This is a genomic window from Bartonella bilalgolemi (assembly GCF_023500045.1).
In the GTDB taxonomy this organism is placed as follows: Bacteria; Pseudomonadota; Alphaproteobacteria; order Rhizobiales; family Rhizobiaceae; genus Bartonella; species Bartonella bilalgolemii.
Genome location: NZ_JAMCOF010000002.1, coordinates 212,083 through 225,810 on the forward strand (window position 1 = coordinate 212,083; position 13,728 = coordinate 225,810).

14 protein-coding genes are annotated in these 13,728 nt (G+C 36.5%); all 14 read left to right on the forward strand.

The genetic code is table 11. The features are described 5' to 3' along the window. Positions 1–169 precede the first annotated feature (169 nt). The 14 genes from M4Z11_RS02275 (at position 170) to M4Z11_RS02340 (ending at position 13,337) form a co-directional block, all read left to right on the forward strand. Positions 170–970 carry a DUF1217 domain-containing protein gene (locus M4Z11_RS02275; protein WP_249675628.1) on the forward strand — a complete coding sequence of 267 codons (801 nt, stop codon included), beginning with the start codon at positions 170–172 and terminating at the stop codon, positions 968–970. Positions 971–1,009: 39 nt separating this feature from the next. Then, the gene (gene flgF / locus M4Z11_RS02280; protein WP_249675630.1) at positions 1,010–1,744 is read left to right on the forward strand and encodes a flagellar basal-body rod protein FlgF; all 735 of its coding nucleotides are present in this window, start codon (positions 1,010–1,012) and stop codon (positions 1,742–1,744) included. A gap of 40 nt (positions 1,745–1,784) precedes the next feature. Then, positions 1,785–3,302 carry a FliI/YscN family ATPase gene (locus M4Z11_RS02285; protein WP_249675632.1) on the forward strand — a complete coding sequence of 506 codons (1,518 nt, stop codon included), beginning with the start codon at positions 1,785–1,787 and terminating at the stop codon, positions 3,300–3,302. A 584-nt stretch (positions 3,303–3,886) separates the two neighbouring features. Further along, the gene (flgB, locus tag M4Z11_RS02290) at positions 3,887–4,273 is read left to right on the forward strand and encodes a flagellar basal body rod protein FlgB (protein WP_249675635.1); all 387 of its coding nucleotides are present in this window, start codon (positions 3,887–3,889) and stop codon (positions 4,271–4,273) included. Between the two features lie 2 nt (positions 4,274–4,275). Continuing rightward, positions 4,276–4,692: a flagellar basal body rod protein FlgC gene (gene flgC, locus M4Z11_RS02295; RefSeq protein WP_249675637.1), complete on the forward strand. Its 417-nt coding sequence runs from the start codon at positions 4,276–4,278 to the stop codon at positions 4,690–4,692. A gap of 56 nt (positions 4,693–4,748) precedes the next feature. Beyond that, positions 4,749–5,093 (forward strand): flagellar hook-basal body complex protein FliE, encoded by a 345-nt coding sequence (gene fliE, locus M4Z11_RS02300; RefSeq protein ID WP_249675640.1) that lies wholly within the window; start codon positions 4,749–4,751, stop codon positions 5,091–5,093. A 46-nt stretch (positions 5,094–5,139) separates the two neighbouring features. Further along, the gene (flgG, locus tag M4Z11_RS02305; protein ID WP_249675687.1) at positions 5,140–5,928 is read left to right on the forward strand and encodes a flagellar basal-body rod protein FlgG; all 789 of its coding nucleotides are present in this window, start codon (positions 5,140–5,142) and stop codon (positions 5,926–5,928) included. Between the two features lie 5 nt (positions 5,929–5,933). Further along, positions 5,934–6,392, forward strand: a complete 459-nt coding sequence (gene flgA / locus M4Z11_RS02310; RefSeq protein ID WP_249675643.1) for a flagellar basal body P-ring formation chaperone FlgA — start codon at positions 5,934–5,936, stop codon at positions 6,390–6,392. A 5-nt stretch (positions 6,393–6,397) separates the two neighbouring features. Further along, positions 6,398–7,618, forward strand: coding sequence for a flagellar basal body P-ring protein FlgI (locus tag M4Z11_RS02315; RefSeq protein ID WP_249675646.1), 1,221 nt, complete (start codon positions 6,398–6,400; stop codon positions 7,616–7,618). A 71-nt stretch (positions 7,619–7,689) separates the two neighbouring features. Continuing rightward, positions 7,690–8,322, forward strand: a complete 633-nt coding sequence (locus M4Z11_RS02320; RefSeq protein WP_249675649.1) for a MotE family protein — start codon at positions 7,690–7,692, stop codon at positions 8,320–8,322. A gap of 28 nt (positions 8,323–8,350) precedes the next feature. Beyond that, complete coding sequence (gene flgH / locus M4Z11_RS02325) at positions 8,351–9,088, forward strand: flagellar basal body L-ring protein FlgH (protein WP_409337879.1); 738 nt, start codon at positions 8,351–8,353, stop codon at positions 9,086–9,088. Between the two features lie 115 nt (positions 9,089–9,203). After that, complete coding sequence (locus tag M4Z11_RS02330; RefSeq protein WP_249675655.1) at positions 9,204–9,704, forward strand: flagellar basal body-associated FliL family protein; 501 nt, start codon at positions 9,204–9,206, stop codon at positions 9,702–9,704. Further along, a complete protein-coding gene (gene fliP / locus M4Z11_RS02335; protein WP_249675658.1) occupies positions 9,701–10,453 on the forward strand; it encodes a flagellar type III secretion system pore protein FliP in 753 nt (250 codons plus the stop codon). The genes M4Z11_RS02330 and fliP overlap by 4 nt, the downstream gene beginning before the upstream one ends. Positions 10,454–11,063: 610 nt before the next feature. Next, positions 11,064–13,337: an autotransporter outer membrane beta-barrel domain-containing protein gene (locus M4Z11_RS02340; RefSeq protein ID WP_249675661.1), complete on the forward strand. Its 2,274-nt coding sequence runs from the start codon at positions 11,064–11,066 to the stop codon at positions 13,335–13,337. Positions 13,338–13,728: the final 391 nt, after the last annotated feature.

Sequence of the window (13,728 nt, forward strand, 5' to 3'; positions counted from 1 at the left end):
AATATTATAAAAAAGTGTTAAGAGATATAATAATATAAAATAAAAAGCATTTAATCTATTAACAAAGACTTGTAAAATAGTTCTTATTAATAATAACAAAATGATTTTATCATAAGTTTTAGACAAGTTTTATGCTTTAAGTGGGGGTTTGTGTAGAGAGGGATTTTCTATGATTAGCACATATACGAGTTACAGAAGTACAATTGATAATATGAAACAAACGTTTGATCGGCTTTTCCAAACGCCACAAGTTAAGCGTGAGACAGACTATTATGTTAAGCATATTATTGGTGTGAAATCAGTTGATGATTTTTTGGCAAATGATAAGATCTATAATTATGCTATGAAAGCTTATGGATTGGAAGATATGATTTTTGCTAAAGGCATGATTCGTAAGGTGCTTTCAGATCCTCAGTACGCTTCTCAATTAGTAGATAAGCGTTATCAGCAATTTGCAGAGGCATTTAATTTTAGCAAATATGGTGAAAAAGCGACACAAAGAGAGAGCGCAAAAACGATTACAGTGAATAAATATATGCAACAAACATTGGAAGTTGAAGCTGGACAAGTTAATGAGGGAACACGTCTTGCTTTGTATTTCACTCGAACTGTTGGCGGAATGGTGAAGGATAATATTCTGACAGAAAAAAATTGGGCTTACCAGATCCTTAGTGATAAAGCTTTGTCTGCTGTTATTTTTAAGGCCTTCAATATTTCTGAGAATGTGCTTACATCGCCAATTGAAGCGCAAAAATCTTTGTTAGAGTCACGTATGTCGCTTAAGGATTTACAAGATCCAAAGAAATTGGAACACCTCATTGCAAAATTTTCTGCTATGTATGATGTTCAAAATCAAACAGTTGTTAATCCCGCTTTAACGATTTTGCAAGGGGCAAATGTAGGCAGAGGGTTAGCTTTTTCAAATGAAACAATAATGGCTTTACAATTTTTCAAACAGGGTGGTCTGTAAGTAAGTCGTTAGTAAGATTCCAGAAAAGGGACTAGGTATATGCAAAATCCGATTTATGTGGGTGTTTCAGGCCAAATTGGTTTGGAACGGCGAATGGAAACTATTGCGCAAAATATGGCGAATGTGAATACACCAGGTTTTCGCGCGGGTGGTATGAAGTTCGATACATTAGTGTCTTCTGTTGCACATGAACAGGGGGATCGTGTTTTTTTCACAAGTGCTGGCAAAGGATATATTTCCACTGATCGTGGTTCTTTGATACAAACGGGTAATGCACTTGATATTGCTGTAACAGGCGACTCCTATTTTTCTATGCAAGCATCTTTCGGACAAGTTTATACTCGTGATGGACGAATGATCATGACTCCAGAAGGAGGATTGGTTTCTGTGACAGGGTTGCCTTTTTTAGACGAGGGGGGTGCGCCAATTCAGCTTAATCCAGTAGGGGGAACACTACGCATTGTAAGTGATGGGAGTATCTATCAGGACAATGCTTTTGTTGGAAAAATTGGTTTATTTCAATTTCAGCCAGGTACCCAGTTGCGTTATGGACCGAATTCTTCTGTGATTCCTGATAGAGCTGCTTTTCAGTCAGAAGAGGGAAACGGTGATGGTGTTGTGCAAGGATATATTGAAAGCTCGAATGTGAATGGTGTGGTAGAGATGACTCGTCTTATTGAAGTAAGCCGTGCTTTTGAACGTGTTGAATCAATGCTTCGTCAGCAAGAAGAAATGCGTTCTAAATCTATTCAAATTCTAAGTGGAAAAATATAAATATTTGATCATAGAAGTTTTATGTTAAAGAGTATGTACAATGCTAGAGAGTAAAAATGGTTCTATGCCAGAAGTTGTTTTAGTCAATGCTATGCCAAAAACTGATACAGTTATAAATTCTTCTCTTACTGATGCAAAAGACATTGATCCTAATGCTGAGGAATCAGCTGGTATGGCAAATTTTTTCAAAGAGTCAGCAAATGCTGACATAATTGAGACAACTCCTTCTCCTACTGCTTTAACTCGATTGCTTGATTTTGCAAAACGTAAAAACGATCGTTGTTCTCACCTTGTGAGTCAAGGTGGGGTTATTAGTGATGTAGCACGGGGAACATTAGTTGCACGTGGTTTATCACAATCTGTCTTATTGGGTGATACAGTGTGTATTGAGTGTGATACACAGCTTCTACGAGGTGAAATTATTCGTGTTAATGAAGAAAGCGCTTTAATTAAACCTTATGATGAGACTGTTGTTCCTATACTTTCTGCTTCTGTTTTTCCAAAAGGTCCTCTTTTTGTTGCCCCAGATCGCTCTTGGTGTGGACGGATTGTTAATGCTTTTGGTGAGGCTATTGATGGCAAGGGGGAGATGTCTTCTGGTCCGCGAAATGTGGCGATTGAGACTTATGCACCTCCAGCATTGAAACGTGCGCGTGTGGGTGCAGGATTGCGTACGGGCGTTAAGGTTATTGATATTTTCACGCCCCTGTGTTTTGGGCAGCGCATTGGAATTTTTTCTGGTTCTGGGGTAGGGAAGTCGACTCTTTTGTCTATGATGATGCAAGCTGATCATTTTGATACCGTTGTTTTAGCGCTTACAGGAGAGCGTGGTCGTGAAGTGCGTGATATGCTTGATGATATATTACAAGATAAATTACACAAATTGATTGGGGTGATTGCAACAGGTGATGAAAGCCCAATGATGCGGCGTTTAGCTCCAATTATGGCTACAACAATTGCTGAATATTTTTCTTCTTTAGGGGATAATGTTTTGCTTGTTGTCGATTCTATTACACGTTATGCGTTAGCAGCCAGAGAAATTGCTATTACTGCTCATGAGCCCCCTGTTTCACGTGGATTTCCTCCACGAGTTTTTAGTGAATTGCCTCGTTTGTTAGAACGTGCAGGTCCTGGTAGGGAAGGGAAAGGATCTATTACGGGTGTATATGCAGTATTGGTTGATGGTGATGACCATAATGATCCTATTGCTGATACTATTCGTGGGATTTTGGATGGTCATATTGTTCTTGATCGTGCTATTGCTGCACAGGGACGATTTCCTGCTGTTGATATCCTTTCGTCTATTTCACGTTTGGCATCTCATAGCTGGACACCTGAACAATGTACATTGGTTAAAAATTTGAAAGAGATGATTTTTCGCTATGAAGAAACACGTGATTTACGTGCTATGGGTGCTTATCGTCCAGGAACAGATCATATTCTTGATCAAGCTGTCTTTTTAGTGCCCGCTGTTTATACTGCAATGAAGCAAAATCCTGATATGCCACTTATTATTGATCCCTATGAAGAATTGGCTAAATTATTGAAAAGTCAATAACGGCTGATAGGAAAAAAGGTAGAATTCTTTTTCAAGAGATTATATTTTGTTGTGTACAGGTTTGTGTTTGGTTAGTATTTTTTCTTTTTATGGCTTATGATTTGTTTAGAGAAGGCAACGTTAGGTGTTTTAGAGAGCTTCATCGGTTTTCTTATAAGTCTGATAAATTAAGAGCATGTTTGCAAAGTTCTGTGTGAATCTCCTGATAGAAAAAGGAGTACTGTTTGAAAAGGTTGTTCTTTCATTGATGATAAGCTGTATAGATTGATTTTAAGTCAAGCCTTAACGGACAAGATGAGGTTTTTTTCTTGATTAGGTGTAAAAAATTCCTCTTCTCAAAAAGATGAAGGATGGCATCGCGGTGGTTGAGTGTGATGCGTATGTTGTTTATTAAGTCAGGAAGTTAATTCATTCATGACAGTTAGCGTCTTGCTATTATAGTTAATAAAAGCAAGGTGTGGTAGAGAGACATCTATAGTGCGGGGCGGGGTATGATTTCATTTTCTTGTAGATTTAAAAATGCGAAGGCAAGTCTCGCACAAGTTTTCTTTCTTATGATGGTTTGGAGTAAAAGGATAAGAATTATGGATTCGGTTAATTTTTTTGAGATGGCAAATAAACAAGCAGATTGGTTATCTGTTCGTCAAAAGGCGATTGCGAGTAATGTTGCGAATGCAAATACACCTGGGTATAAAGCCCGTGATGTAGAGGACTTTACAGCTATTTTACAAAATAAAACGATTTCTATGGCTGTAACGAATGTTCATCATATGGATATAACCGAAAATGGTATGGAAACTCATGTTATCCGTCCTGAAAATATTATGGAAGTGACTCATTCAGGTAATGATGTCAATTTAGAAGAAGAAATGCGTAAAGGAGGAGATATTAGTCGCGAAATATCTCTTAACACTGCTATTGTAAAAGCTTTTCATCGAATGACAATGGCAACAGTTAGAGGAGGAGCTTAAGGATGTCTGATCGCCTTATTGCAGCAGAACAGATTGCTACAACCGGTTTGAGTGCTCAGTCAACACGTTTGCGTGTTATTGCTGAAAATTTAGCCAATATCAATTCAACGGGAAAGTCACCAGGTGCTCGACCTTATCAGCGCAAAACAGTGAGTTTTGAAGCAACGCTTAATCCTTATATTGATGCACAAGGTGTGCATGTGACACGTATTAGCACTGATAAAGCGCCTTTTATTATGCGTTATGAACCTGGTCATTTAGCTGCTGATAGTAATGGTTATGTGAAATATCCTAATGTGAATTCAATTATAGAAATGGCAGATATGCGTGAAGCAAATCGCTCATATGAAGCAAATTTACAAGTAATTCGCCAAGCACGTGATTTAGTCTCACAAACGATTGATTTATTAAAAGGATAAGGTGTTTTATCATCTTAATTAATGGTTTTAGTTTGAATTTTGTAGGAGTGTATAAAATGATTGAAGCATTGACTTCTGTTATGTCACACAATGTTCTTGATTCATTAGGGCAAGGCAGTGCACAAATGAATAGTCTTAATGGGCAGCAGATATCGCCTGGTATAATTGAAAGAGAAAACAAAGTCAGCTTTGATCAGGTTTTATCTGAGGTTGTAGAAGTTGTTGGTACAAAATTACAAACAGCAGAAAATCTTTCTATAGGTAGAATCTCTGGGAGTGATGTTGGTGTGCGTGAGGTTGTGAATTCGGTAATGGAGGCTGAACGGTCTTTAAGTACAGCTATTGCTCTTCGTGACAAGCTTGTACAAGCATATCTTGAAGTAAGTCGGATGCAAATTTAGGATGAGCACAATAGTGCTTAGAAAAGTATAGGAAAAAATTATGGTCATGAAATCACTGTCAATTGCAGCAACGGGTATGGCTGCCCAGCAAACTAATCTTGATGTTATTGCTAATAATATGGCGAATATTAACACAACTGGTTTCAAGCGTGGGCGTGCAGAATTTGCAGACTTGATGTATGTTGCAGATCGTGCAGTTGGTGTTCCTAATATGCTTAATCAAGCTATTATACCTGAAGGAGCAATGATTGGGATGGGTGTGCGTACTGCTGCTGTTCGTACGGTTAATACGCAGGGGGCTTTTGTGCAAACTGGTAATGCTTTGGATTTGGCTATTAATGGAAATGGTTGGTTTGAAATACAAGATCCCAATGGAAATGTTTTTTATACTCGTTCAGGTGCTTTTAATTTAAGTGAAACAGGGCAGATAATAACGTTAGATGGTAATTTAGTGCAGCCTGTTGTTACTATTCCTATAGGGAGCAAAAATATTACAGTCAGTTCTGATGGGACAATTTATTATCAAACGGATACAGATCCTAATGCTGTAGAAGCGGGACGGCTTCGTTTAGTGAATTTTGTTAATGAGGTAGGTCTAGAGCCAATAGGAGATAACCTTTTTCGTGAGACACAAGCTTCTGGTGCACCGGTTCCAGGAGATCCAAAGGAGGATGGATATGGCAGCATTATGCAAGCAATGCTTGAAGCTTCTAATGTTGATCCAGTCAAAGAAATGACAGAGCTCATTGCAGCACAGCGCTCTTATGAAATGAATTCTAAAGTTATTCAAGCATCAGATGAAATGGCAGCAGTTGTTTCTAAAAATCTGAGGTAAATGGTATGAAAAATCTTTCGTTTTTGCTTATAAATTTTTTGCTTTCATTTTTTTTATTAACAGCAGCTTATGCTGATCGGATTAGTTTTCTGGTTCCTGATAAGTCTGTTTATGCTGGTCAGCGTATAAGCGATATAGGTTTAAGCGAAAAGCATTTTTTTATTAAATCTGATGCAGCTTCCTTGTATGTGACGGATATGAAACAAATTCTTCATAAGGTGGCGAAACGTACTTTAACAGCAGGCAGGCCTATGTCTCTTTCTTCTTTGGGAGATCCAGTTTTGGTCGAGCGTGGTCAGGCAACAAAGTTGATTTTTCAAACACATAATTTGCAAATTACAGCTCTAGGAGTTGTTTTACAGTCGGGATCTTCTGGTGATGTCATTCGTGTTCGCAATTCTGATTCAGGACGTGTGGTTACAGGAACCGTTTTGCAAAATGGTGATGTAAGAGTAGGTTTTTAATAGTTATGCGTTTTTTTGCTTATTTCTTGTCTTTTTTTGTTCTCTTTATTCCAGCATTTGCAGATGAAGGCGGAAAAAATGTTGAACAATATAACTCTACAGTGGAAGCTGATGCTGCTTGGTTAGGTTCGGGCGGTCATCCTTCACAGATGCATTATTCAGATTTAGCACGTTCAAGTGCAGTAGCTCGTTTAAAAGATATTGCAGTTGTTCAGGGTGTTCGTTCTAATCAATTGGTGGGTTATGGTTTGGTGATCGGTTTAAATGGTACGGGTGACTCTTTACGAAATGCACCTTTTACAGAGCAATCTATGCGGGCTATGCTGGATAATTTAGGAATTAGCCCTCCTGCTGGTGCATCGCGTATCAATAATGTAGCCGCTGTTATTGTAACTGCTGAAATGATGCCCTTTGCAACTCCAGGATCACGGATTGATGTAACGGTTTCTTCTTTGGGAGATGCGACATCTTTACAAGGGGGCACATTAGTGATGACACCGCTTCTTGGAGCAGATGGTAAAACTTATGCAGTGGCACAAGGCAATATGGTTATTTCTGGTTTTGGCACTAAGGGAGCCGCAGAAAGTGTAACCCAAGGTGTACCTACATCGGGTCGTATTCCAAATGGTGCACTTGTAGAGCGCAAGGTTGATGGAAATTTCAATCATAGTAACGAGATTATTATAGAGTTACGAAATTCTGATTTTTCAACAGCAGTTCGTATGTCTGATCTAATTAATATTTTTGCTAATAAGCGTTATAAACAAAGTGTTGCTAGAGAGCGTGATGCAAAAACCATTGTTTTAAATAAACCACGCAGTGTTTCAGTTGCACGCTTTATTGCTGAAATTGAAGGATTACCTATTCCTACCGATGAGGTCGCGCGTGTAGTCGTTGATGAACGTACGGGAACTGTTGTTATTGGTGAAAAAGTGCGCGTTTCACGTGTTGCTATTTCACATGGCAGCTTAACAGTACGTGTAACAGAGGAACCGAGTGTTTCACAGCCTAATCCTTTTAGTGAAACAGGTGATACAATTGTGGTTCCGAGAACATCAATTGATGTTGATCAGTCACCATCTAATATTGGTATTTTGAATGGCGTCGATTTAGATAATCTCGTTAAAGGATTAAATCAAATTGGTGTCAAACCAACAGCAATTATAGCAGTTCTGCAGGCAATTAAAACCTCGGGTGCTCTTCATGCGGAGCTTGTTGTACAATGATAAAATTACAATTTTATGTTTTTTCTCTATTTATAGCAATATTCATGGCTTTTCCTATCGGGAGGGGGTACGTGAAAAATGTACCTGTGCCAGTTCCTACACCAAATAAGATTGCTTCACCTGTAGAGAATGCAGAACAGACACCAGTGTCTGCTGAAGTCACTAAACCAAAAATTGAAACTATATCCCATCAGTCAGCTCAGCCGAAGGAGCCAACAGAGGCTGTGGTAGAGACAAAAGCACCGATTATTTCATTGATACAAGAAAAGTCTGGAAGAAAATCTGAGGGGATATCTGCGATAAATACAGAAGAGATAGAGCGTTTTTGTAGCAATATTGGGAGTCAGGCAGCAGATGCGCGTTTTCAGCTACAACGCCAACAATTACAAGAATTGCGCGATCAAATTAGTGAACGTGTGAAGATTTTAGAAGAAAAACAGAACGAATATCAAGTTTGGCTTAATAAACGCAATGAGTTTTTATCAATGGCAGAGAGTTCTTTAGTTGAAATTATTACGAAAATGCGCCCTGATGCTGCAGCTGCTCAATTGGCTTTGATGAACGATCTTGTTGCAGCTTCGCTTGTACTTAAATTAAATCCTAAAGTATCAAGTGCCATTATGAATGAATTACCGCCTGAAAAATCAGCTGAATTAACTCAAATATTAATGAGTGCACAACAAGCATCGACAGAAAAGAAATAAGCGCGATAGAAGTAAAGATAAGATAATTATGCAAGTAAAACGGATAAAAAGTAAAAATAAATACTCTTCTTTTTTGTGTGTAGCAATTGAATTGACTGCCATTGCTATAATATTGGCCAGTTGTTCTTATAATGTGAAAGATTTTAATTCAGCACCAAATTTTTCACCGGTTCGTGCTGATTTAGGATATGCTTCTTCGCATACAGCAAGTGTTTATCCACCAGCACCAAGTGAAAGTCGATATTCGCTTTATCGTTCAAGCGCTAATAGCTTTTACCGCGATCCTCGTGCAATGAAGCCGGGTGATGTCTTGACTGTGCAAATTTTCATTAATGATCGTGCTAGTTTGAACAATAAAAGTGATTTAAAACGTGATTCCAGTTCCAAATATACAATTGGAGCCGGATATTCATTTATGGATAAGCTTGCTGGTAGTATTGAAGGTGAGTCATCGAGTCAGTCTAAAGGGGATACTAAGGTAGAACGACAAGAAAATATTCGTTTGTCTATTGCAGCTATTGTAACAGATGTTTTGCCAAATGGTAATTTGGTCATTAATGGTTCACAGGAAGTTCGGGTTAATAATGAATTGCGTATTCTCAATATTGCAGGATTGGTTCGTCCACGTGATATTTCAGGCAATAATATGATTGACTATGATAAAATTGCTGAAGCGCGCATTTCATATGGAGGCCGTGGACGTATGAGTGAAATACAACAACCTCCTTATGGTCAGCAATTGCTCAATCAGATTGCACCTTTTTAAAGAATGAGTATATAAGTTTTTAATTTTATTGTTAATTATCAAAAAATAGAAGATTATCGAAAGTAACTTTTATTGCATTGTTTATATAACAAGATTTATGTAACAGGGAATTTTTATGGCAGAAGAGCCGAAAAAAGAAAAAAACATTGTGCAACAAAAAAATAGTTTGAAAATCTTCCTGGTTGTTATATTTGTTTTGACATTGGTTGCTGTGGCTTCTGGGTGGTTTTTAGGAGCATGGGTGAGTCGGGAAATGGCGCCAACTTCTAGTAATTTTAAAGAATTACCAGTGACCAAAATTCCAGAGAATCTTATTGCTGCTGATTCTCATATTGTTATTCTGCCTCCTATTTTGACCAATATTGCAGTACCAGAAAATGCTTGGATTCGAATGGAGGTCTCTTTAGTTATTAAGCCTGATGAGAATATTGAAGCTACTCTGACAGCGGATATATCAAATGATTTTTTAGCGTTTTTGCGACAAGTTACGATCGATCAGATCAAAGGGCCATCGGGGTTAATGAATTTGCGTACTGATCTTTTAGATCGTGCTAGAATTCGTTCTGGTGATAAAGTAAGTAATATTTTGATTTCAAGCTTGGTAGTAGAACAATGAAGCAGCTTGGCGGTTTTATATTGATGATATTGTTGTTAACAACAACATTCGCTTTTGCGCAAAAAACAGGTGCTGAAAATGCTAGTGGTCTTGCTGGATTATTTTCTTATCCTGAAGGCTCAATTAGTGGACGGATTGTTCAACTCTTCGGCTTATTGACTATTTTATCAGTGGCTCCTGGTTTATTAATCATGGTCACTAGTTTTACTCGTTTTGCTATTGCTTTTTCGCTGTTGCGGACAGGTTTAGGGTTACAAACAACGCCTTCTAATCTTGTGATGATCTCATTAGCTTTATTTATGTCCTTTTATGTAATGGCTCCGACATTTAATACGGCATGGGAGCAGGGAGTACAACCTTTAGTAAGTAACAAAATCAGTGAACAACAAGCGATAGAAAAAATTAGTCAGCCCTTTCGAGAATTTATGATATCACAGGTTCGTGAGAAAGATCTTGATTTATTTGTTGATCTCTCTGATTCCTCTCTGCAAGTTAAAACAGGCTCTGATATTGATTTTCGAGTTTTAATTCCTGCTTTTATGATTTCTGAATTACGTCGCGGATTTGAAATAGGTTTCCTTATTGTTCTTCCTTTTTTAGTAATAGATCTTGTTGTAGCCACGTTGACAATGTCAATGGGAATGATGATGTTGCCACCAACGGTTATTTCTCTACCATTTAAAATTCTTTTTTTTGTATTAATCGATGGATGGAATTTATTAGTTGGAAGCTTAATAAGATCTTTTTAAAGTTATATTTAGCTTATAAATTAGTTTTATTATATTAATTGTTTTAATAAAATTATTTTAATAGAAATATAATTTATTACTACTTGAACATTCAGTATTTGAATCTGTAAGACTGATTTGAGAAACGTCGTAAATGACTAAACCGGTTGTGTTCGTTATTCGTTATTATTGAACCTATACTAAATCGCTAACATTTCATAAATCTTGATAAACCTTTAGTTAAGTTTTCCATTTATTATAAATGGAGATCGTATTCGTTTCATAACAATTTCGCTTGTAACATTATACTCAAATAAAATAGTTGGTATAAAATCAATCGCTTCTGATATTATTTTCAGTAAAAGATTAGCACTATTGTTCGCTGTAAGCTCAGTTTCAGAAAATGTTGTAAATAAACAATAATTTTAATTAAAATCCATTATGATGCTAATTATCAAAATAAGTCAACAGTCATAATAAATATATTAAATGATTGAATTTATTTGAAATTATTAGTTACTAACATGTCTCTAGTGGAAATGACAACTAAGTTTTTCGACTTTGACAATAAATATTTTTTATACTAAATCCATATTGAGTTTAACTTTCACATAGGATGGTCAGTTTGGTTATGAATAAGGTATTGTGTTTAATTGTATCATTTTTACTTAATATAGTTTGTGCTTTAAGTATAAGCTTAGCAGAAGTAAAGAAAGGTAATACAAGTTTTATTAGCAATAGCAAGGTTGCAATCATTACAAAGGGTGTTCCTGTTGTAATTAATGGAGAAGAACTTGTATCAAAATATATTGGAATTGCGTCTGATTCTCCGAAATTCGATGCTACAGGAATTAATTTACGAACGGGCATTATAGGTATAATGCCTGCATATGGAAGTAGAATGTATTTTAAAGATTCAACTATAAAAGTTAACGGCATTGATACTGGGAAGAATGATCATTTGGGCTATGGTATTTTTTTCGGATATGATTACAAAGAGAGAGCATGGCTCGTTGCAAGAGAAAGAGCAAAAGAGTACAGGAGCAGCGGCAAAAACACAAAAGATAGCCTATTCTTTCCTCCAAGTCAGGTACATCTTACCGATACAAAAATTTTATCTGACGTAGGCATTGAGGCATTAGGATCAGGTATTGTAATCCTTAATAATTCAGAAATTCGTTCTAGGCTTTTATTAAGAAGCAACAGTGTAATAAGAAACGTTAGACAAAATGGTGGGGAAAGTGATGGAGAAAGTATTCAGTATAGTGACATGTTGAGAGTTAATGCAGATCATTCTGTTTTAGAAGGTCAGGCAGAAGCTGCCGGAGAGCAATATTCATTTTTAACTCTTCAAAATGGGTCAAAATGGATCATACCAGTTATTAGCAAAAGAGTTGTTAAGAATAAGCAAGCGTCTTCTCCAACGGGAGCGGAACGGCAAGAATCTGTTTTGCATATGCTTGTACTTAATAACAGTGCTATTGTGTTCGATCAAAAAAAAGGATTTTTTAAAAATATTTACCAAACTTTGCGCATAAAGGCTCCATACTCAGGTGGTGTTGCAAAGTATAGCGCGGTTAATGATGCGAATGTTTATTTTAATACGGGATTGAACGATTCTGATAAACTTATAATTGAGGCTGATGTAGAGGGTATTACTACAGTCCATATTAATTACGTTGGGAATCAGACTAATGCAAATGGAAATCAGACTGGTGCAAATGCCGGAAATGGCTCAGAGAGGTCAGACTATACGATTGTTGAGGTTCATGGACATGCAAATGAAGATTCTTTCCAATTAGCTCATGGCTATACTGCGATGGGTGGCTTGCCTTATAAGTATATTCTTAATACTACATCTAGTAAGGTTAGCAATAAGCAAACAGGTTCTACTAGTATTCTGAAGTTCAATTTAAAAAATGATTATGTTGATTCTGAATCACAAGTGAAAGCTCTTGTCCCACAAATGGCTGGTTATTTGGTTATGCCAAATGCTTTATTCTCTGCTGGTTTCTCTGATATCAATCAGCAAAATGCATCTCTACGGATACTGTCATTAGCCAATGAAAACAATAAGAAGAATGCATTCTTCTTATCCTCTTATGGTAATGTAGTAGCTTTCTCATCTATTCGCAATCCATTACAATATGGTTATGGTGCGGATATAGGTTATGCTGCTCTACAAACTGGTATTGTGTTAAGTTCTTTTGAAAGTAGAAATATGGTTGCGCGTGTTGGTCTGTTTGGGACTTATGGTCAACTATCTTTTACTCCAAAAGATATGAAGGATTCTGCTAAAAGTATCCTTGATAAGTATTCGATTTCAGTTTTTAGTAATATGCAGCATGATAAAAATTTGTATATGAATACACTCTTTTCTTATGGCCTTGTAAAAGGGCATATTAAAACTGCTGTTGTCAATAATGTAGCAAAACTTGATGATACAAAGATGTTAAATTTATCTGCAATTATTGGTCACAAATTAGCAACTGGTGTTAAAGGTTTATCTTTTGAACCGCAGGCACAAATTGCTTATCAACGTTTGATGTTTGATACTATTTTAGATAGTGATAACCTTAAAGTTAATATGAAGGATCCTAGTCAATGGTTAGTGCGTATAGGTGGTCGTTTAACTAAAACTGTTCCTGTTATTGGAAAGAATAATTTCATTTCTTATTATGGAAAAATGGATGTTATAAAAACTCTTAAGCATAGCGATAGCATAGAAGTTGGTGATACTTTTTACCTTGATTCTATGGGATCTGCTATTGAGGGTGGTTTAGGTGTTAATATGCAGTTAACTGAGAATATTCTTGTTCATGGTGATGCTAGTTATCAGCAAAGATTATCAAAAAGCGGCATATCTGGAGCATCTTTTTCTGGAAAATTGCGTTATCGTTTTTGATACATTAATGCCACTTTAGTAAAGAGGGGATGTAACTTATTATTTTCTTTATGGAGAAATTTTTATTCTTCTTTTTAGATCTTTGTATTTTTTACATGCATCGCAAAAGGTATCCTATTGTTAATAGAGATCATTTGTAATTTTATGTTCTTTATTTTCGCATTCGTTTAATAGTGTTTTTATCTCTTGATAAAAAAGAAGGCGAATGAGGAGTTTTAGGGATAAAAGAATATAGGTTTCGTGAATAGAATTATTATAAAAAAGGGCAGTATCTTATACTGCCCTTTTTATCTAAGTTAATATCAGTATTGTTTTAGAAACGATAACGTATCCCACCTGAAAAAGAGGTTGCTGATATACCTGCTTTTTGAAGTTTGTGTTGGTGGCTGAT

Bases quoted from the DNA above. Each gene is read 5' to 3' on its own strand.
- M4Z11_RS02275 (WP_249675628.1), top strand. From the start codon at position 170: ATGATTAGCACATATACGAGTTACAGAAGTACAATTGATAATATGAAA.
- flgF (WP_249675630.1), top strand. From the start codon at position 1,010: ATGCAAAATCCGATTTATGTGGGTGTTTCAGGCCAAATTGGTTTGGAA.
- M4Z11_RS02285 (WP_249675632.1), top strand. From the start codon at position 1,785: ATGCTAGAGAGTAAAAATGGTTCTATGCCAGAAGTTGTTTTAGTCAAT.
- flgB (WP_249675635.1), top strand. From the start codon at position 3,887: ATGGATTCGGTTAATTTTTTTGAGATGGCAAATAAACAAGCAGATTGG.
- flgC (WP_249675637.1), top strand. From the start codon at position 4,276: ATGTCTGATCGCCTTATTGCAGCAGAACAGATTGCTACAACCGGTTTG.
- fliE (WP_249675640.1), top strand. From the start codon at position 4,749: ATGATTGAAGCATTGACTTCTGTTATGTCACACAATGTTCTTGATTCA.
- flgG (WP_249675687.1), top strand. From the start codon at position 5,140: ATGAAATCACTGTCAATTGCAGCAACGGGTATGGCTGCCCAGCAAACT.
- flgA (WP_249675643.1), top strand. From the start codon at position 5,934: ATGAAAAATCTTTCGTTTTTGCTTATAAATTTTTTGCTTTCATTTTTT.
- M4Z11_RS02315 (WP_249675646.1), top strand. From the start codon at position 6,398: ATGCGTTTTTTTGCTTATTTCTTGTCTTTTTTTGTTCTCTTTATTCCA.
- flgH (WP_409337879.1), top strand. From the start codon at position 8,351: ATGCAAGTAAAACGGATAAAAAGTAAAAATAAATACTCTTCTTTTTTG.
- M4Z11_RS02330 (WP_249675655.1), top strand. From the start codon at position 9,204: ATGGCAGAAGAGCCGAAAAAAGAAAAAAACATTGTGCAACAAAAAAAT.
- fliP (WP_249675658.1), top strand. From the start codon at position 9,701: ATGAAGCAGCTTGGCGGTTTTATATTGATGATATTGTTGTTAACAACA.
- M4Z11_RS02340 (WP_249675661.1), top strand. From the start codon at position 11,064: ATGAATAAGGTATTGTGTTTAATTGTATCATTTTTACTTAATATAGTT.